This is a genomic window from Streptomyces sp. NBC_00286, assembly GCF_036173125.1.
Classification (GTDB): domain Bacteria; phylum Actinomycetota; class Actinomycetes; order Streptomycetales; family Streptomycetaceae; genus Streptomyces.
In genome coordinates, this window is sequence record NZ_CP108054.1 from 2,783,245 (window position 1) to 2,801,801 (window position 18,557).

15 protein-coding genes and 1 pseudogene are annotated in these 18,557 nt (G+C 70.1%); 9 read left to right on the top strand and 7 right to left on the bottom strand.

Annotation, left to right across the window (positions count from 1 at the left end; genetic code table 11):
• Positions 1–389: 389 nt before the first annotated feature.
• On the bottom strand, positions 390–629 hold the full coding sequence (locus OHT21_RS12445) for a DUF4190 domain-containing protein (RefSeq protein WP_328768335.1): 240 nt from the start codon (positions 627–629) through the stop codon (positions 390–392).
• Between the two features lie 517 nt (positions 630–1,146).
• Between OHT21_RS12445 and OHT21_RS12450 the strand changes: the two are divergent.
• Both OHT21_RS12450 and OHT21_RS12455 read left to right on the top strand, forming a co-directional pair.
• Positions 1,147–2,351 (top strand): annotated as a pseudogene (locus OHT21_RS12450) (adenosine deaminase).
• Positions 2,352–2,368: 17 nt separating this feature from the next.
• A complete protein-coding gene (locus OHT21_RS12455) occupies positions 2,369–3,067 on the top strand; it encodes a glycerophosphodiester phosphodiesterase (protein WP_328768336.1) in 699 nt (232 codons plus the stop codon).
• Here the strand turns inward: OHT21_RS12455 and OHT21_RS12460 are convergent.
• Positions 3,064–4,737, bottom strand: a complete 1,674-nt coding sequence (locus OHT21_RS12460; RefSeq protein ID WP_328768337.1) for an RNA polymerase sigma factor — start codon at positions 4,735–4,737, stop codon at positions 3,064–3,066. The genes OHT21_RS12455 and OHT21_RS12460 overlap by 4 nt on opposite strands.
• A 295-nt stretch (positions 4,738–5,032) precedes the next feature.
• Here OHT21_RS12460 and OHT21_RS12465 point away from each other — a divergent pair, with 295 nt between their 5' ends.
• Positions 5,033–6,190, top strand: a complete 1,158-nt coding sequence (locus OHT21_RS12465) for a serine hydrolase domain-containing protein (RefSeq protein ID WP_328768338.1) — start codon at positions 5,033–5,035, stop codon at positions 6,188–6,190.
• Positions 6,191–6,249: 59 nt separating this feature from the next.
• Here OHT21_RS12465 and OHT21_RS12470 read toward each other — a convergent pair whose 3' ends face one another.
• Positions 6,250–7,686 (bottom strand): gamma-aminobutyraldehyde dehydrogenase, encoded by a 1,437-nt coding sequence (locus OHT21_RS12470; protein ID WP_328768339.1) that lies wholly within the window; start codon positions 7,684–7,686, stop codon positions 6,250–6,252.
• Positions 7,687–7,849: 163 nt separating this feature from the next.
• Here OHT21_RS12470 and OHT21_RS12475 point away from each other — a divergent pair, with 163 nt between their 5' ends.
• The 6 genes from OHT21_RS12475 (at position 7,850) to OHT21_RS12500 (ending at position 13,668) form a co-directional block, all read left to right on the top strand.
• Positions 7,850–8,371, top strand: coding sequence for an Lrp/AsnC family transcriptional regulator (locus tag OHT21_RS12475; protein ID WP_328768340.1), 522 nt, complete (start codon positions 7,850–7,852; stop codon positions 8,369–8,371).
• A complete protein-coding gene (locus OHT21_RS12480) occupies positions 8,356–9,738 on the top strand; it encodes an aspartate aminotransferase family protein (protein ID WP_328768341.1) in 1,383 nt (460 codons plus the stop codon). Before OHT21_RS12475 ends, OHT21_RS12480 begins: the two co-directional genes overlap by 16 nt.
• Positions 9,739–9,998: 260 nt before the next feature.
• Positions 9,999–10,742: an ABC transporter ATP-binding protein gene (locus OHT21_RS12485; protein WP_328768342.1), complete on the top strand. Its 744-nt coding sequence runs from the start codon at positions 9,999–10,001 to the stop codon at positions 10,740–10,742.
• Entirely contained in the window at positions 10,724–11,974 is a 1,251-nt protein-coding gene (locus tag OHT21_RS12490; RefSeq protein ID WP_328768343.1) for a hypothetical protein, read from the top strand. The genes OHT21_RS12485 and OHT21_RS12490 overlap by 19 nt, the downstream gene beginning before the upstream one ends.
• Before the next feature lie 103 nt (positions 11,975–12,077).
• Entirely contained in the window at positions 12,078–12,485 is a 408-nt protein-coding gene (locus OHT21_RS12495) for a VOC family protein (RefSeq protein ID WP_328768344.1), read from the top strand.
• A gap of 49 nt (positions 12,486–12,534) precedes the next feature.
• Positions 12,535–13,668: an LOG family protein gene (locus OHT21_RS12500; protein ID WP_328768345.1), complete on the top strand. Its 1,134-nt coding sequence runs from the start codon at positions 12,535–12,537 to the stop codon at positions 13,666–13,668.
• Positions 13,669–13,696: 28 nt separating this feature from the next.
• Here OHT21_RS12500 and OHT21_RS12505 read toward each other — a convergent pair whose 3' ends face one another.
• The 4 genes from OHT21_RS12505 to OHT21_RS12520 all read right to left on the bottom strand — a co-directional run bounded on the left by OHT21_RS12505 (position 13,697) and on the right by OHT21_RS12520 (position 18,425).
• Entirely contained in the window at positions 13,697–14,500 is an 804-nt protein-coding gene (locus tag OHT21_RS12505) for a maleylpyruvate isomerase family mycothiol-dependent enzyme (RefSeq protein WP_328768346.1), read from the bottom strand.
• Between the two features lie 9 nt (positions 14,501–14,509).
• Positions 14,510–15,544 carry an ABC transporter ATP-binding protein gene (locus OHT21_RS12510; RefSeq protein WP_328774059.1) on the bottom strand — a complete coding sequence of 345 codons (1,035 nt, stop codon included), beginning with the start codon at positions 15,542–15,544 and terminating at the stop codon, positions 14,510–14,512.
• Between the two features lie 128 nt (positions 15,545–15,672).
• Complete coding sequence (locus OHT21_RS12515) at positions 15,673–17,355, bottom strand: ABC transporter permease (RefSeq protein WP_443050354.1); 1,683 nt, start codon at positions 17,353–17,355, stop codon at positions 15,673–15,675.
• The gene (locus tag OHT21_RS12520; protein ID WP_328774060.1) at positions 17,331–18,425 is read right to left on the bottom strand and encodes a thiamine ABC transporter substrate-binding protein; all 1,095 of its coding nucleotides are present in this window, start codon (positions 18,423–18,425) and stop codon (positions 17,331–17,333) included. Before OHT21_RS12520 ends, OHT21_RS12515 begins: the two co-directional genes overlap by 25 nt.
• Positions 18,426–18,557 lie beyond the last annotated feature (132 nt).

Below are 18,557 nucleotides of genomic sequence, written 5' to 3' on the forward strand. Positions count from 1 at the left end.
AGGGGGTCCGGGTTCCCTCCGGGGGCTGGCTTTCCGGGCCGCGGGGTTGCTCGGGGCGCAGGCGCCTTCCGGGCACGGACTTTTTCAGATCGCGGGCTATTTCGGTTCGCTGGCTCTTCGGGGCGCGGGCAGTCGCAGGCTTTTCAGGGGCGCGGGGAACTGCGCGACCAGCCACAACGCACCCGCAGCCGCGACACGACCCCAACACCCCACCCCGGTAGGCACCCACCCACTCACGGTGAGCACCCCACCCACCCGCGGTAGGCGCCCACCCACCCCGCCGAAGGTGCCCCACCCACCCCGCCGGAGGCAGAGGGGCCTGGGGGCGCAGCCCCCAGTTTCGGGAAGGGGCGGGGCTGGGGAAAAGAAACCCTCGCCCGGCGGAGCCCCTAGCGCAGGCCCGGAGCTATGAGCAGCAGCACGAGCATGGCCACGCCCAGCGCGGTGCCAACCGCTCCGCAGATGATCCCGGCCAGGGCCTGGCCACCGTTCGTGGCCTCACCACGCCGCGCCTTACCCCGCCCGATCCCACCGAAGATCACCGCAAGAATGCCCGTGATGATGGCCACCGGCCAGAGGCAGAAACCGACGGCCGAGACGATCCCCAGCACGAGCCCGGTCGTACCCATCCCATTGCTCGGCCCCATAGGCATCCCGGGCCAGCCATAACCGGGCCCGGCCCCCGGGGCGGCCGGGTAGTAGGCCTGCCCCGGGTAGCCGTACCCATACCCATAGGGCACCTGCCCCGGCCCCTCCGGCGAGACGGGCGGCGGCGGAACGGGATCCCCGGACCCACCGCCCGGCCCCACGAACGGACCACCAGAGCCAGCCACCCCCGGCGGCGCCACCGGATCGGCCCAGCCCTGGACACCCGGCGAAGGCGGCGCCCCCGCCCCCGGCATCGAGGTGACCGTCGGCTGATCATGCACGGAAGGCGCCCGACTCCCCGCATCCGCCCCAGCACCCGCCTTGCCCAAAGGAACCCCCGGCTGGGCAGTCGCGTCCTGCGGCCCGGAACCAGGGGCTCCGCCCGCGGGAGCCCGGTGCTCGGGCGGAGCCCAAGGGTTCGGGGCACCGCCCCCCGGCGTACCCGGCGGCTGCGCGGCGTCGGACATACGCGGAGTCCCCTCTCTCGAACGTCCCGTCATGCTACGGCCGGACCACGCCCCCAACACCCCGGCTTACGATGATCCACGCACCACCCGATCAGCCGATCACCCGCGCCCGCCGCACAAAGGCAGGGCGCCGTTCCCGGGGAGGAACCCGTGACCGACCACCGCGACCCGAGCGTCCCGCCCACCGTGCCCACCGGGCAGGTCCCGCGCGACCTGCACACCTTCATCGCCGGGCTCCCCAAGGCCGAACTCCACGTGCACCACGTCGGCTCCGCCTCCCCCCGTATCGTCTCCGAACTGGCCGCCCGCCACCCCGACTCCAAGGTGCCGACCGACCCCGAGGCACTGGTCGACTACTTCACGTTCACGGACTTCGCCCACTTCATCGAGGTGTACCTCTCCGTCGTGGACCTCATCCGCACCCCGGAGGACGTACGCCTCCTCACGTACGAGGTCGCCCGCGACATGGCGCGGCAGCAGATCCGGTACGCCGAGCTGACCGTCACGCCGTTCTCCTCGACCCGTCGCGGCATCGACGAGGGCGCGTTCATGGCCGCGATCGAGGACGCCCGCAAGGCCGCGGAGGCCGACTTCGGGACCGTACTGCGCTGGTGCTTCGACATTCCGGGAGAGGCGGGTCTCGAGGCCGCCGAGGAGACCACCCGGCTCGCCACCACGGACAAGCTCCGTCCGGAGGGCCTGGTCTCGTTCGGGCTCGGCGGGCCCGAAGTCGGCGTGGCCCGGCCGCAGTTCAAGCCGTACTTCGACCGGGCGATCGCGGCCGGGCTGCGTTCGGTGCCGCATGCGGGTGAGACGACCGGTCCTGGGACCGTCTGGGATGCCCTCACCGAGCTGCGCGCCGAGCGCATCGGGCATGGCACGAGTTCGGCGCAGGACCCGAAGCTGCTCGTGCATCTCGCCGAGCACCGCATCGCGCTGGAGGTCTGCCCGACCTCCAACATCGCCACGCGCGCGGTCCGCACGCTCGACGAGCACCCGATCAAGGAGTTCGTACGGGCCGGGGTACTCGTGACGATCAACTCCGACGATCCGCCGATGTTCGGCACGGACCTCAACAACGAGTACGCGGTGGCCGCCCGCCTCCTCGACCTCGACGAACAGGGTCTCGCCGCGCTCGCCAAGAACGCCGTCGAGGCGTCCTTCCTCGACCCGGTCGGCAAGGCGAAGCTGGCCGGAGAGATCGACACGTACACCGCTGCGTGGCTCGCGAACTGACCCAGCACAATGGGCCCATGCGCTCCGTGACTGCCGTGGCCCATCGCGGCGACCCCTATCGCGTCCGCGAGAACACCATCGACTCGCTGCGTTCCGCGCTCGGGCGGGGCGCGGACGCCGTCGAGTTCGATGTCCGGCTGACCCGCGACGATGTGCCGGTGCTGTTGCACGACGCGACGCTGAAGCGGTTGTGGGAGCACGACCGGCCGCTGCTCTCGCTCTCGGCGGACGAGGTGCACGGGCTCACCTCGGGTGGGGTTCCCACCCTGGAGGAGGCCCTGAAGGCGACCGATCACGGCCGCTTCATGGTCGACCTGCCGGGCGCCGCGAACCCCCGGGCCGTGCGCCGGATCGTCGACGTCATCCGCGATCTCGGCGCCGACGAGCGCGTGTACTACAGCGCCGGCGCCGAGACCATGCTCGCCGTCCGCGCGGCCGACCCCGCCGCGGAGATCGCCCTCACCTGGACCACGCTCGCGCCCCCACGCCCCGCCCTCCTCGAAGCGATCCGTCCCCGCTGGCTCAACTACCGCTTCAGCCTGGTCGACCGCGGCCTCGCCGACCGCGTCCACCGCGACGGCTACCTCCTGTCGGCGTGGACCCCCGACACCCGCCGCTCCATGCGCCGCCTCCTGGACGCGGGAGCCGACTCGATCACGACGAACCGCATCGACACGCTGCGCGCTCTTCGTGGAGCGAGGGGCGAAACGCCCTAAGTCCTCACCTGGGACCTCTGCGGCACCGTCGCCGGATCAGCCGGCCGCGACCGTGTGACGTACTGCGGCACCGGTGCCGTGTCCTTGCCGTTGTCCCGCGTGAGGCCGTAGCGGATGGCGCCCTGGTCGGGGCCGGTGTTGATGTCCTTGTTCACCGCTTCCCAGTCCGTGGGGGAGACCGCGACGCCGTAGGAGGCGCCGCGCTCGTTCACGTTGAAGGTGACGGTGCCGTCGACGTAGAAGTACTCGTTCTGCCACATCTGCTGGGTGCCTTCCGGCAGGACGGTGAAGCCGACGTCCGGGCCGCCCATTCCGGTGGCGTAGCCGGGCCGGGTGCCGCCGGCGTCGTCCATCCGTCGGCCGCCGCCGGACGCGACGTGGAAGAGCTTGCCGCTCAGGCCGGTCCAGGTCGGCATGGTGAGGCCGCCGGGCCGGTCGTGCGGGGATATCTGCCAGCGCACCAGTACGTAGCCCTGGCCGCTGAGCGTCACGTTGTTGCCGCGGTGCTGCATCACGGCTCGCGGGCCGCCGGTGCTGGTGATGCCGGATTCGGGCCGGCGTGGCAGCTCGGCGGGGCGCGCGTTCGGGTCGGGGGCCCGGTCGACGCCGTCGACGACCGTTCCGTACAGGCTGGCCCGTCTCGTCGGTGAGGGCGTGGGGGTCGGCGTGGGCGACGGACTCGGGCGGGTCGTGCTCGCCGCCGTGGGCGCCGCGACCCGGGGTGGCGGCGAGTCCGGCGGCTGTGTGACCACGTACGCGCCGCCCGCGGCCATCGTCGCCCCGGCCGTCACCGCCACCGCCGGCTTGGTGAGGGCACCGACGATCTTGGCGGACCAGCCGACGGTCGTGGCGGCCGTCGTCGCGGCGACCGCCGTCTTGCCGCCGAAGACCAGCGAGAGCGTGAAGCCGACCGGGACGGGGACAAGGGCGAGCCCGACCAGCAGGCGTTCGGCCGGTACAACCTTCTCGTGCCGCCCTGAGCACTGGCGGCAGTCCCGTATGTGCCGGGCCAGCCGCTTGCGCCACACCGAGTCGGGCTGCCCGTCCCAGCGGGCGGTGACCTCACGCAGTTCGCCGCACGACGAGTCGAGCGCCCGCACGATGCCCCGCGCGGTCTCCAGACGTGCCTTCATCCGCTGGACGCGTACGGCGGTGTGCTGCCGGCTGATGCCCAGGGCCGACGCCAGCTCGCGCCGGGTGAGCTCGCCCGCGACCTCCAGCCACCACAGCGACAGAAGCTGCCGGTCCTCGTCGTCGAGCCAGCGCACCGCCTCCGCGACCTCGCGCCGCTGCCCCTCCAACTGGAGCCGCAGCACGGTCAGTTCGGCGAAGTCGGCGGCGTCGTGCGCGGCGTCCTCGGCCAGCGACTCGGACGTACGGCGGCGGGCCCGGTCGCGTATCTGCCGCATTGCGATGGCGACCAGCCAGGAGCGGAAACTGTCCGGATCACGCAGCGAGCCGAGGTTGTCCACGGCCCGCAGCATGGTTTCCTGCACGACGTCGTCGACGTCGGCGTGACCGTTCAGCGCACGGCCGACGATGTTGTAGACCAGCGGCAGCCAGCCCTCGACCAGCTCATCGAGGGCCCGCCGGTCACCGGCCTGCGCTGCCGCGATGGTCGTACGCCACTGCCGACCGTCCACGTACGTCCCTTCCCGCACACGTGTCATCTCCTACGCCGCCTTCCGGACGCACAATCTCAGCCATCGCTGTGAGGCATGGTGCCAGGTGGGCCTGCGTGCCACGCGTGCCGTGTGTGCACAGGAGACGGCGGGAACCTCACCGCGATAACAGTTTTTGCACGGGTTCGGCGGACAGCCTTAGGGGAGCCCCCTGACAACACCCTTGGCCCGCACGTCAGTTGACTGGGGGGCCAACCAAGGGGCGGCACCCTCCTCGGTGATGATCCGCACGGGCGGCGTACGCACGGAGGATGAAGATCCACCCGCCTTGAGGAGCCGCCCGATGCATATCCGTGTCCGTACCGCCTGCGCCGCTCTCGTCGTCCTCGGCCTGGCAGCCGGCCCCCTGGCCGGGGCCGCCGCGGCTTCACCCGCCACAACGGTCGTACGGGAGGCCCCCGGCCCGAACGAAAAGGCCCTGCGCGCCGCGATCGCCGACTTACCGGACCTGTCGGACAAGGAAGCGACGGCCGCACTCGTACGGGTCGGCGGCACGGGAGGCAGCTGGCACGGCAGCTCCGGCGTACGCGACCTCGCCACCGGTCGCGCCGCCCTGGAGCACGGACGCTTCCGGGCCGGTTCCACGACCAAGGTGGTCACGGCGGCCGTCGTGCTTCAGCTCGCGGCCAAGGGGGAGGTGGACCTGGACGGGCACATCCAGACGTACCTTCCCGGCCTGCTCTCGGACGACTTCGACCCCATCACCGTCCGGCAGTTGCTGACCTTCACCAGTGGGCTGAAGCCGGGCATTTCACTGGGCCCCGAGGACGGGGAGGGCTTCAAGAACCGCTACAAGACGCTGACGCCCGAGGAGGTCGTGGCCTCCTCCGTCGCCAAGGGGCGCGCCTTCGATCCGGGCAAGCGGCAGCAGTACGGCAACATCGACTACACCGTCCTCGGCATGCTCATCGAGAAGGTCACGAACGACTCGTACGAAAACCAGGCAGCCAAACGGATCTTCAAGCCGCTCGACATGCGGGACACATCCTTCCCCTGCGGACCCGACCCCCGCATCCACGGCCCCCACAACCGCGGCTACCAGAGACTCACCGACGGCCGCCTCGTGGACGCCACGGAATGGAACATGTCGGACCGCTGGGCGGCGGGCGACATGATCTCCACGACCGCGGACCTGGAACGCCTGCTCCTCGGCCTGTTCCGCGGAAAGGTCGTCCCGAAGCCCCTGCTGAAGCAGGAAATGCTCACACTGCCGAAGGTCGAGGAGGGGGAGGCGACCATGAGTGCGGGCCTGCAGTACTACGAGAACGACGGCCTCGCCCTCTGGCTCAAGTCCGGCTCCCGCCCCGGCTATCGCACGATGATCGCCACGACTCCCGACCTCTCCCGCACCCTCGTCCACTCGATCAACGCGACCAAGGCGAAGTCCGTGGACATGAACCCGGTGGAGTACAAGATCCTCCGCGCCGCGTTCGACTTCTGAGCACGAGTGCGGGCCCGCGCCGTCCAGCGCAGGCCCGCACCGCTCAGCTCGTCGTGGGATCAGCCCAGCGACGTCATCACGTGCTTGATCCGCGTGTAGTCGTCGAAGCCGTACGACGACAGGTCCTTGCCGTAACCCGACTTCTTGAAGCCGCCGTGCGGCATCTCCGCGACCAGCGGGATGTGCGTGTTGATCCAGACGCAGCCGAAGTCGAGGGCCTTGGACATGCGCATCGCCCGCCCGTGGTCCTTCGTCCAGACCGAGGAGGCCAGCGCGTACTCGACGCCGTTGGCCCACTCGAGGGCCTGGTTCTCGTCCGTGAAGGACTGGACGGTGATGACCGGCCCGAAGACCTCCTTCTGGATGATCTCGTCGTCCTGCTTGAGGCCGGAGACGACGGTCGGGGCGTAGAAGAAGCCCTTGTCGCCGACGCGTTTGCCGCCGGTCTCCACGCGCGCGTGGGCGGGCAGCCGCTCGATGAAGCCGCTGACCTGCTTGAGCTGGTTGGGGTTGTTCAGCGGCCCGTACAGCACGTCCTCGTCGTCCGGCTGGCCCGTCTTCGTGTCGGCGGCGGCCTTGGCGAGCGCGGCCACGAACTCGTCGTGGATGGACTCCTGGACGAGGACGCGGGTGGCGGCCGTACAGTCCTGGCCCGCGTTGAAGAAGCCCGCGACGGAGATGTCCTCGACGGCCTTGGCGATGTCGGTGTCCTCGAAGACCACGACCGGCGCCTTGCCGCCCAGCTCCAGGTGGACGCGCTTGAGGTCCTTGGAGGCGGACTCGGCGACCTGCATGCCGGCCCGTACGGAACCGGTGATCGAGGCCATGGCGGGGGTCGGGTGCTCGACCATCAGCCGGCCGGTGTCACGGTCGCCGCAGATGACGTTGAAGACGCCCTTCGGGACGATCGAGCCGATGATCTCGGCCATGAGGACGGTCGAGGCGGGGGTGGTGTCGGACGGCTTCAGCACCACGGTGTTGCCCGCGGCGAGCGCCGGGGCGAACTTCCATACGGCCATCATCATCGGGTAGTTCCAGGGCGCGACCTGCGCACAGACACCGACGGGCTCGCGGCGGACGATGGAGGTCAGGCCGTCCATGTACTCCCCGGCCGCGCGGCCCTCGAGCATCCGGGCGGCACCCGCGAAGAAGCGGATCTGGTCGACCATGGGCGGGATCTCTTCGGACCGGGTCAGCCCGATCGGCTTGCCGGTGTTCTCCACCTCCGCGGCGATGAGTTCCTCGGCCCGCTCCTCGAAGGCGTCCGCGATCTTGAGGAGGGCCTTCTGGCGCTCGGCCGGGACCAGGTCCCGCCAGGCCGGGAAGGCCGCGGCCGCGGCGGCCATCGCGGCGTCGACGTCCGCCTGCCCGGACAGCGGCGCGGTGGCGTACGCCTCGCCCGTCGCGGGGTTGACCACCTCGGTGGTCCGTCCATCGGCGGCATCGCGGAACTCTCCGTCGATGTAGTTGCGCAGACGACGCAGCTCAGTGCTCACTGCCGGCCCTCCTGTCGGGTGTCCATTCCTTGAGACACCCAGCCTAGTCCGAGGCTCCACGTTTTCAACACCCCCGATCGGCCCAGAACTGCGAAATCCGCAATTGCCAGCCATGTAAACAACGAATTTCATCGATCGAACCTTGCGGAACTGCCGATGTCTCATGCACAGTGAGCACGTGGTCAGTCGCAGCACAGGGCCGAAGGGCTCCCAGGAAACCCGGTCGGGGAACAGCACTCCCCCGCTGGACTCCGTCTCCCTCGCCATCATCGAGCAGCTCCAGGAAGACGGCCGGCGGCCGTACGCCGCGATCGGCAAGGCGGTCGGCCTCTCGGAGGCGGCCGTCCGCCAGCGCGTCCAGAAGCTGCTCGACCAGGGCGTGATGCAGATCGTCGCCGTCACGGACCCGCTCACCGTGGGTTTCCGCCGGCAGGCGATGGTCGGCATGAACGTCGAGGGCGACACGGAGATCGTGGCCGACGCGCTGAGCGACATGCCGGAAGTCGAGTACGTGGTGATGACCGCCGGCTCCTTCGACCTCCTCGCCGAGATCGTCTGCGAGGACGACGACCACCTGCTGGATGTCATCAACAAACGCATCCGGGCCCTTCCCGGCGTGCGCTCCACCGAGAGCTTCGTCTACCTGAAACTCAAGAAGCAGACCTACATGTGGGGAACCCGATAGCCGTGACCGAAAAGGACCTCAGCCGAACCGCGTACGACCACCTGTGGATGCACTTCACCCGCATGTCCTCGTACGAGAACGCGCCCGTCCCCACCATCGTCCGGGGCGAGGGCACCTACATCTACGACGACAAGGGCAAGCGCTACCTCGACGGTCTCGCGGGCCTGTTCGTGGTCCAGGCCGGGCACGGCCGGGTGGAACTGGCCGAGACCGCCGCCAAGCAGGCGCAGGAACTGGCCTTCTTCCCGGTCTGGTCGTACGCCCACCCCAAGGCGATCGAGCTGGCCGAGCGCCTCGCCGGCCACGCCCCCGGTGATCTGAACAAGGTCTTCTTCACCACGGGCGGCGGCGAGGCGGTCGAGACCGCCTGGAAGCTCGCCAAGCAGTACTGGAAGCTGCGCGGGCAGTACACCAAGTACAAGGTCATCTCCCGCGCGGTCGCCTACCACGGCACCCCGCAGGGCGCCCTGTCCATCACCGGACTGCCCGCCCTGAAGGCCCCGTTCGAGCCGCTGGTCCCGGGCGCCCACAAGGTCCCGAACACCAACATCTACCGCGCACCGATCCACGGCGACGACCCGGAGGCCTTCGGCCGCTGGGCCGCCGACCAGATCGAGCAGCAGATCCTCTTCGAGGGCCCGGAGACGATCGCGGCCGTCTTCCTGGAGCCGGTGCAGAACGCGGGCGGCTGCTTCCCGCCGCCGCCCGGCTACTTCCAGCGGGTCCGCGAGATCTGCGACCAGTACGACGTGCTGCTCGTCTCCGACGAGGTCATCTGCGCCTTCGGCCGGCTAGGCACGATGTTCGCCTGCGACAAGTTCGGTTACGTCCCGGACATGATCACCTGCGCCAAGGGCATGACCTCGGGCTACTCCCCCATAGGCGCCTGCATCATCTCGGACCGCATAGCCGAGCCCTTCTACAAGGGCGACAACACCTTCCTGCACGGCTACACCTTCGGCGGCCATCCCGTCTCCGCCGCGGTGGCCCTCGCCAACCTCGACCTGTTCGAGCGCGAGAAGCTCAACCAGCACGTACTCGACAACGAGAACGCGTTCCTGACGACCCTCCAGAAGCTGCACGACCTGCCGATCGTCGGCGACGTCCGCGGCAACGGCTTCTTCTACGGCATCGAGCTGGTGAAGGACAAGGCCACCAAGGAGAGCTTCACGGACGAGGAGTCGGAGCGGATCCTGTACGGCTACGTCTCCAAAAAGCTCTTCGAGTACGGTCTTTACTGCCGCGCCGACGACCGCGGTGACCCGGTGGTGCAGCTCTCGCCGCCGCTGATCTCGGACCAGTCGACGTTCGACGAGATCGAGTCGATCGTCCGCCAGGTGCTGACGGAGGCCTGGACCCAGCTCTGAGACTGCGGCTGAGACCGGGTTCTGAACCCCGGCTCCGATCAGCTCTGATCTTCCTTTGGGATGATCAACACCGGCCCCGTTGCCGCCCGTTCGAGTGAGATTGGGCGGCACCGGGGCCGCGTACGTCCGGCCTCCCGGCGTCGAATCCCTAGCGTGCCCAGTGACCGATCGGCTCCGCCTTCGTTCCCCCGGACGGGGGGACTTCCTCCCGGTCCGGGGGGATTCCGCGGCATTTCTGATCCGAACCGAGGTGTACGCCCATGGTGGCTCCGCCGGACAACGACGTGCTCTGGGCACGTGCTCTGCATGTCAAGCACAACGGCTCCCCCGCGCTCAGCGGCGTCTCGCTCGGGGTCCGCGTGGGCGAGATCCTCGCCGTCGGCGGCCCGCGCGGCAGCGGCAAGACCACACTGCTGAGATGCCTGTCGGGGCAACTCCTGCCGCAGCAGGGTGAGGTCTGGTTCAACAGCACGCCCGTGCACACCATGGGCCCGCACACCCGCGAACGCCTGCGCCGCGACCGTTTCGGCTGGATCGACCCGGCACCCGTCCTGGTACCCGAGCTGAACGCCTGGGAGAACGCCGCACTGCCGCTGATGCTGCGCGGCGTAGGGCGCCGCGAGGCCAAGACCACCGCCCTGGAGTGGCTGGAGCGCCTGGACATCGGCGGTTGTGCCCGCCGCCGCCCGTACGCCCTGCTCCAGGCCGAGCGTCAGCGCGTCGCCATCGCCCGTGCGCTGGTTCCCGCGCCGACCGTGCTCTTCGCCGACGAGCCGACCGCCCCGCTGCATCGCGTCGACCGCGCCAATGTGCTGCGCACGCTCACGACGGCGGCCCGTTCACACGGCATCACGGTCGTGCTGGCCACGCACGACGCGGACACCGCGGCCCTCGCCGACCGCAGGGTGTCGCTGCTCGACGGGCGGCGCGTGAACACCGTCCATCTGCCTCCGGCCGCCGAGACCGAGTCGGAAGGCCGGGCCGCGTGCTCGCTCTCCGCCTAGCCCGGGGCGCCCGGCCCGCCGTCCAACTGCGCCGGTTCCTGGTGGCGGTGGCGTCGGCGGGCACGGGCTTCCTGCTCCTGTGCACCCTGGGGTTCGCCATGGGGCACCCGCATGAGTCCTCGGACGCGGTCATCCGGCTCGCGTGGTGTCTCGCGCCGCTCGCCGCCACCGTGCAGTTCGCGGTGGCGGTGGCCCGTACCGACCCGGCCACCCGTCCCCGGCCCGGCCTCTTCGCGATCGGCCTGGGACCGGCCCGGCTGATGCTGCTCGCGGCGATCTCCACGGCGGTTTCCTGCACGCTCGGTTCGCTGATCGCCCTGCTCTGCGTGCTGCATCTGCGCGGCGATCTGAGCGGTCTGCCCTTCGACGGCGAGGCCGCCGAACTGCTCGCCGGGAACCGGCCGTTGCCCCTCGCGGCCACACTAACCCTGCTGGCGCTGGTACCGATCGCCGCGTCCGTGGCGAGCGCGCTGTCCCTGCGCCCGCGCGGAGGCCGGCAGTCCGGCGCTCGTACGGCCTTCGGGACCGGCGCACAGGCAGCCGCCACCGAAGCCGACGGCTCCGCGCTCAGTGACGCTCACCCGGACGACCCCGGCCCGCCCGAGCACCCGTACCCCGCTCCCGGCCCCACTCCCACCGGCCTGCCCTGGGGTGTGGCGGTGCTCGCGGCCGGGCTCGCCGTCGAGACGTACGCGAGTCGCAGCGGCCCCGCGTCCGGTCCCGCCCTGCCCGGTCTTCAGGCGGGCGGCTCCGCCGGTGTCCTCATCGGCTGGGTGCTTGCCACACTGGGCCTGGCGATGGCGGGCCCAGCGCTGACCCACCTGAGCGGCCGGTTGCTCCAGGCGGTGCGGCCGGGCGCGGTGCGGCTGCTGGCCGGGCGCATCCTCATGGAGGAGGCGGGGCGCATCGGCCGGCCGCTCGGCGTGGTGTGCGCGGTGGCATCGGGGGCGTACGCCATGGCCGCGCTCTATGCCGACGCGCGCCCCGAGATCGGGCCGCTCACCGTGCTGGGCGTGCTGATCGTGGCGGGCTGTGCCGTCGGGACGCTGCTGACGGCCGCGGTCGAGGCCAGGCAGAACCGTGCCGACACCACGGCGGCACTGCTGGGGCTCGGCGCCCCCGCCGCCCTGCTGCGCGGCGCCGCCGCACTTCGCGCGGGCGCGCTGCTCGCCGTCCTCGGCCCGCTGACCTGGGCGATCGCAGGGCTGGCGGCTGTGCCGCTGACCGACTGATCCTCCGTACGAAAAAAGTTCAGGACAGCCGATGAGTTTTCGGCGAGGCTCTGGTCTAACCCTGCGAACGACAACTTGACCGTACAAAAGGGGAGAGACCGCCATGTACCAGCAGATGATCTTCGTGAACCTCGCCGTCAACGACCTCGACGTCTCGAAGAAGTTCTTCACGGCGCTCGGTTATGGGATCAACGAGCAGTTCTCCGACGAGCACTGCGCGAGCATCGTCATCAGCGACACGATCGTCGCGATGATCATGGACAAGCAGCGCTACGCGGACTTCACGAAGAAGGAGATCGCGGACTCCACGAAGACCAGCGAGGTGCTGCTGGCGCTGAGCGCCGAGAGCCGCGAGAAGGTCGACGAGCTGGTCGACAAGGCGCTGGCGGCGGGCGGTTCCCCGTCGGGCGAGACGCAGGACCACGGCTTCATGTACGGCCGCGCCTTCGACGACCCGGACGGCCACACCTGGGAGATCATGTGGATGGACCCGGCGGCCGTCCAGGGCTGAGGTCCAGGGCACAACGCATTGCTTACGCGGCCACTCCTAGCATGGGCGGGTGCAGACTATGCCCGCCCATGCGGCCCACCACCAAGACAACGAGATCGAGACCCTCGAAGAGTTCGACGCGATCGTCTCCGCGCGCGGGACTCTCGCCGGGTTCCGCGTCCAGGCCATTGATCTGACGGACCGTACGCGGGAGTTGCTCACCACCGACACCGCGGGGGCCGTCTTCCTCGGCTGCCCGATGCGCGAGGAGGCGGCGGCGAAGGTCCGCGCCGCCGGCGCCCTGGTCTTCCCGCCGGTCCCGGACCTGCCCTTCGACCCGTACCGCGGTCATGTCTACACGCCCGGTGAGCTGTTCGCCTCGCTCGACAAGGGGTACGAGGCGACGCCGGACGCCCTCGCCTACACCTGGTTCCAGCAGACCAAGGCCGACGGCGACGTCTACGCGTCGATGCTGCGCTCCGTCCACGACGACTCCGTCTCCGACGCCCTCGACGAACTGCTGCGCGGGACACGGGTGGTGGGTGTGATGGGCGGCCATGCGATGCGCCGCGGCACGGAGACGTACGAGGGCGCGGCTCGGCTCGGGCGCGCGCTGGCACGGGCCGGCTTCACGGTGGCGACGGGCGGCGGTCCGGGCGCCATGGAGGCGGCGAACCTGGGCGCGTACGCGGCTCCGTACGAGGACGCGATGCTCCAGGAGGCCTGCCAACTCCTGGGCAAGGCACCCTCGTTCACGCCCTCGATCACCGAATGGGCACGGTCCGCCTTCGAGGTGCGCGAGCGCTGGCCGAAGGGCAACCACTCGGTCGGGATCCCCACCTGGTTCTACGGCCATGAGCCGCCGAACGCCTTCGCCTCCCACATCGCCAAGTACTTCGCCAACGCCACCCGCGAAGACGGTCTGCTGGCCCGCTCGAACGCGGGCGTCGTCTTCCTGCCGGGCGCCGCCGGCACCGTACAGGAGGTCTTCGACAACGCAACACCGAACTACTACGAGTCCCGCGGCGAGCCGACCCCCATGGTCCTGGTCGACCGCGCCCACTGGACGGAGCGGCTGCCGGTGTGGCCACTGCTCCAGTCGCTGGCCAGGAACCGCTCGATGGAGCCGCGGATCGCGCTTGTGGACCACGTCGAGGAGGCACCGGAGGCATTGGTCCGGCTGGCTGAGACAAGCGTGGGCTGAAGCCAGGGGGTAGGGCGGGCCGGACCCGTCACTCGAACGTGGCTCGCTCCAGCCAGAACCCCAGTAGCCCCGGCTCTCCCAGGACCTCCAACTTCCCTCCGTCCAGCGGGAGTCGCCGGTAGAAGGCGAGCAGTACGTCGGTGAGTGGCCCGCGTAGCGCGACTGTCGCTTTCTCGTGGTCGCGGCGCCAGGTCACGCCGTCCTCCGTGAGCTGGATGAACCATTCGGCGTTCAACTCGGCCGGGGTGTCGGTTGCGTGGAGGTGGATGCTGCGGCGTGAGCCGCGGAGTTCGCTCGCCGCGTGTTGCGGCATCACCTGCTGCGCGTACCGGACGATCTGCAGCCACTCGTCGATCGCGTCGGCAGCCAGCTCGGGCGCGAGCTCGTAGGGCGCACCCGCCGCGATCGCCGCGTCCGCGCGGTGGATCACCGTCTCCAGCGTCATACGCCGCGCCCAGAAACCGGCCGTCCGCTCCCAGGACCAGGTCCAGGCGGCGGCCTCGGGCCCGGCGGTGCGCAGGGTCGCGGCGGTCTTCTCGGCGCCCTCGGCCAGCCAGGCGTCGAGAGCGGCGGGGTCGTCGTGCTCGGGCCCCGCGAAGTCGGGCACCTGGGAGTCCTGGACCTCCTCGGTCGCCCCCGTACGCACGATGTGCTCGACCCAGCGGTGTGCGCCGCCCACGTGCACGGCGAGTTCCCGCAGGGTCCAGTCCGGACAGGTCGGGACCGTGACTGCGAGATCAGCGTCCTTCAGGTGCTCCCTCAACAGCGCGGTCTGCGCGACGATTTCGTCGCAGTAGCGGTCATGTCCGAGATCGACTCCGAGTTGCGTCATGCCCGCACCCTAGGTGGCCTGATCCTGGTCCAGCACGACAATTTCCGCCGCGTCGAAGGCCACCCCGACCTCGTCCCCGGCCTCCGGCGCATCCCGCAGCGCGCACGCCGCCTCCAGGCGCGGCGCGGCCTCCGGCTGCAGATGTACCGAGACATGCGTGCCGCGGAACGTGCGCGCCGCGACCGTGCAGCGCAACCCCTCCGCCGGCGGTACGAGCCGTACGCCCGCGGGCCTGATCAGCAGCGTGACCTCGCCCTGCGGGGCACCGGCGGGCACCGGGACCTTGCCCCACGGCGTGTCCGCGGCCTCCCCGCTGACGCTCGCGTCGCCGGTCACGTTCTCGAAGCCGAGGAAGCGGGCCACGAACGCGTCCGCCGGCCGCTGCCACACTTCAAGTGGCGTGCCGGACTGGGCGATCCGCCCGTCGCGCATCACCACGACGCGGTCGGCGAGCGCGAACGCCTCGCCCTGGTCGTGGGTGACCGCGAGCACGGTGGTGCCCAACTCAGCGAAGAGTTCGCGGAGTTCGACGACGAGCCGTTCGCGCAGGGAGCGGTCGAGCTGGCCGAGCGGTTCGTCGAGCATGAGCAGCCGGGGGCGCGGGGCGAGGGCCCGGGCGAGGGCTACACGCTGCTGCTCGCCTCCGGAGAGGGAGGCGATGGCCCTGGACGCGGCTCCCGGCAGGCCGACGAGCTCCAGCAACTCCCGTACCCGTACGTCTTGTTGTGCCTTCGACGCCCCGTGCATCCGCAGTCCGAAGGCCACGTTGCCGCCCACGTCGCGCTGCGGGAACAGTTGGTGGTCCTGGAACATCAGGCCGACGCCCCGCTTGTGCGCGGGGACACCGCCGAGGTCGCGGCCGTCCAGGAACACCCGCCCGGAGTCGAGGTGTTGCAGCCCCGCGACCGCCCGTAGCAGCGTGGACTTGCCGCTCCCGCTGGGCCCGAGCACGCACACGATCTCGTGCTCGGCGACGTCGAGGCCGACGGCATCGAGGGCGGTGCCCCGTCCGAACCGTACGGTCGCCTCATCGAGCGTGAGCATCGATGCCTGCGTGAGCTTCGCGTCCTGCGTGAGCTTGCCGTCCCGCTTGTCGCTCGCGTCCCGCTTGTGGATCGCGTTCTGCTTGTGGATCGCATCGCGCCTGTCGACCGCATCGCGCTTGGCCATCGTCAGAACTCCCCCGTCCGGTCGGTGCGGACGCGTTCGAGCATGAGCAGGGCCACTGCGCACACCACCATCAAGATCGTCGAAAGGGCCATCGCCTGGCCGTAGTTGAGCTCGCCGGCGCGCCCGAGGAGGCGGGCCACGGCGACCGGCAGCGTCGGGTTGTCGGGCCGCGCGATGAACACGGTCGCGCCGAACTCGCCCAGCGACACGGCGAAGGCGAACCCGGCCGCGATCAGCAGGGCGCGCCGCACCATCGGCAGATCGACCTCACGCCACACCCGCCATGGCGAGGCCCCGAGCACGGCCGCCGCCTCACGCAGCCGTACGTCCACGGCGCGGAGGACGGGCAGCATGGTCCGTACGACGAAGGGGACACCGACCAGCGCCTGGGCCAGCGGCACCAGGATCCAGCTGCTTCTCAGGTCCAGCGGCGGCTCGTCGAGCGCGATCAGGAAGCCGAAGCCGACGGTCACCGCGGACACGCCGAGCGGGAGCATGAGCAGCGCGTCGAAGCCCCGTACGAGACGGCCGGCGTCCCGCCGGGCGAGCGCGGCGGCCGCGAGTCCGCCGATCAGCAGGGCGAGGGCGGTGGCGGCGAGGGCGTACTGGAGTGAATTGCCGACTGCCTCGATGGGCGGGACGAGGAAGACCTCGCTCTCGCCGCTGGTCAGCGCCTTGTAGTACGCGAACCCAGGTGCGTCCAGCGAGCGTTGGACCAGCACGGCCAGTGGCAGTACGAGCAGTAGTGCGGCGGTGCCGAGGACGGCGGCGAGCAGCGTCCACTGCCCGGCGCCGCGCGGCCGGCGCGCGGTCACGGAGGCGTCGACCAGGCGCAGGGCCGTCTCCCGGCGGCGTACGGTCCACGCGTGGACCGCGAGGATCGCGCCCACCGCCACGAACTGGATCATGGTGAGCACGGCGGCGGTGGAGAGGTCGAAGATCTCCGAGGTCTGCCGGTAGATCTCGACTTCGAGGGTGGCGAAGGTGGGCCCGCCGAGGATCTGCACCACACCGAAGGAGGTGAAGGTGAAGAGGAAGACCATCAGCGCGGCGGCGGCCACGGCCGGGCCCAGGGCAGGGAGCGTGACCTTGCGCCAGGCCGCGAACCGTGAGGCGCCGAGGACCCGTGCGGCCTCCTCCTGACGCGGGTCGAGTTGCGACCAGAGGCCGCCGACGGTGCGTACGACGACGGCGTAGTTGAAGAAGACATGCGCGAGCAGGATGGCCCAGACGGTGGTGTCGAGGCGTACGCCCCACAGCTCGTCGAGGAGTCCGCCACGTCCGACCAGCGCCAGGAAGGCGGTCCCGACGACGACCGTCGGCAGCACGAACGGGACGGTGATGACGGCCCGCAGCAGCTGCTTGCCCCTGAAATCGAAGCGCGCGAAGACGTATGCGCCGGGGAGTGCGATCAGCAGTGTGAGCGCGGTCGAGACGAGCGCCTGCCAGGTCGTGAACCACAGGACGTGCCGGATGTCCGGCTGCGCGAGCACCTCGCCGAGCCGCCCGAACTGCCAGGCCCCGTCGACCTTCAGGCCACGGGCCACAATGGCCGCGACGGGGTAGGCGAAGAAGACCGCGAAGAACGCGACGGGCAGGGCCATGAGCCCAAGCTGCGCCGCGCTCTTCCCGGGAGCCGGTGTCCTGGAGCGTCCGGCCCTTACTTCAGTACGAGCGACGTCCACGACTTGACCCACTGGTCACGGTTCTTGGCGATGTCCTTGGGCGCCATGGTCTCGTAGTCCTCCGCCGGGGCGCCGTACTTCGTGATCTCCTCGGGGATCTGCGCGTCCTCGCGCATCGGGTACACGAACATGTTGAGCGGCATGTCGGCCTGGAACTTCTTCGAGATGAGGAAGTCGATGAGGGCCTTGCCGCCCTTGGCGTTCTTGGCGTTGCTGAGCAGCCCCGCGTACTCGACCTGCCGGAAGCAGGTGCCGTAGGCGACGCCGGTCGGTGCGGTGTCCGGCTTGGGGTCGGCGAAGACGACCTCGGCGGGCGGAGAGGAGGCGTAGGAGACGACGAGCGGCCGGTCCCCCTTCGCCTTCTTGCCGGCGGCGGACCCGGAGAACTCCTCGTTGTAGGCCTGCTCCCAGCCGTCGACGACCTTCACGCCGTTGGCCTTGAGCTTCGTCCAGTAGTCCTGCCAGCCTCCCCCACTCTCGGCTTCGCTCGAGCGGGAGGTGCCCCCACCGCCGTACTTTGCGGCCGTACCCAGCAGGAAGCCGAGGCCGGGCGAGGAGGTGGAGGCGTTCTCGGTGACGAGGAGGTCCTTGTACTCGGGTTTGACGAGGTCGTCGAAGGACTCCGGCGGGGTCAGGTTGTTCTCTTCGAAGTAGGCCTTGTCGTAGTTGACGCAGATGTCGCCGAAGTCGACGGGCGTGACCCGCTTCTTCTGCTGGTCGATCCGGTACTCCAGGGGCAGCAGATCGGAGTCCTTGGCCTCGTACGACTGGAAGAGGTCGTTGTCGAACGCCCGGGACAGCAGGGTGTTGTCGACGCCGTAGAGGACATCTCCCTGCGGATTGTCCTTGGTGAGGATCGCCTTGTTGAGGGCCTGGCCCGCGTCCCCGTCCTTGAGGACCTTCACCTGGTAGCCGGACTGCTTCTCGAAGTCGCTGATCACACTCTTGGACGCCGCCCACGAGTCATGGCTGACGAGGGTGACGGTCTTGGACTCCGAGGCCCCTTCCCCGTCCCCGGAGTCGGACGATGTGCAAGCGGACAGCGTGACCAGACCGAGCCCGACGGCCATGGCCACGAACTTCTTGGTGCTCACTGGATCCCTCCTGGGTTACCAGGAAGAGACGCGGCCCTGCCCGGGAACCTCTGAGTTCCCGGGCAGGGCGCAACAGCTTGAGTAATGACCGAACTTCCTACCCAGAAT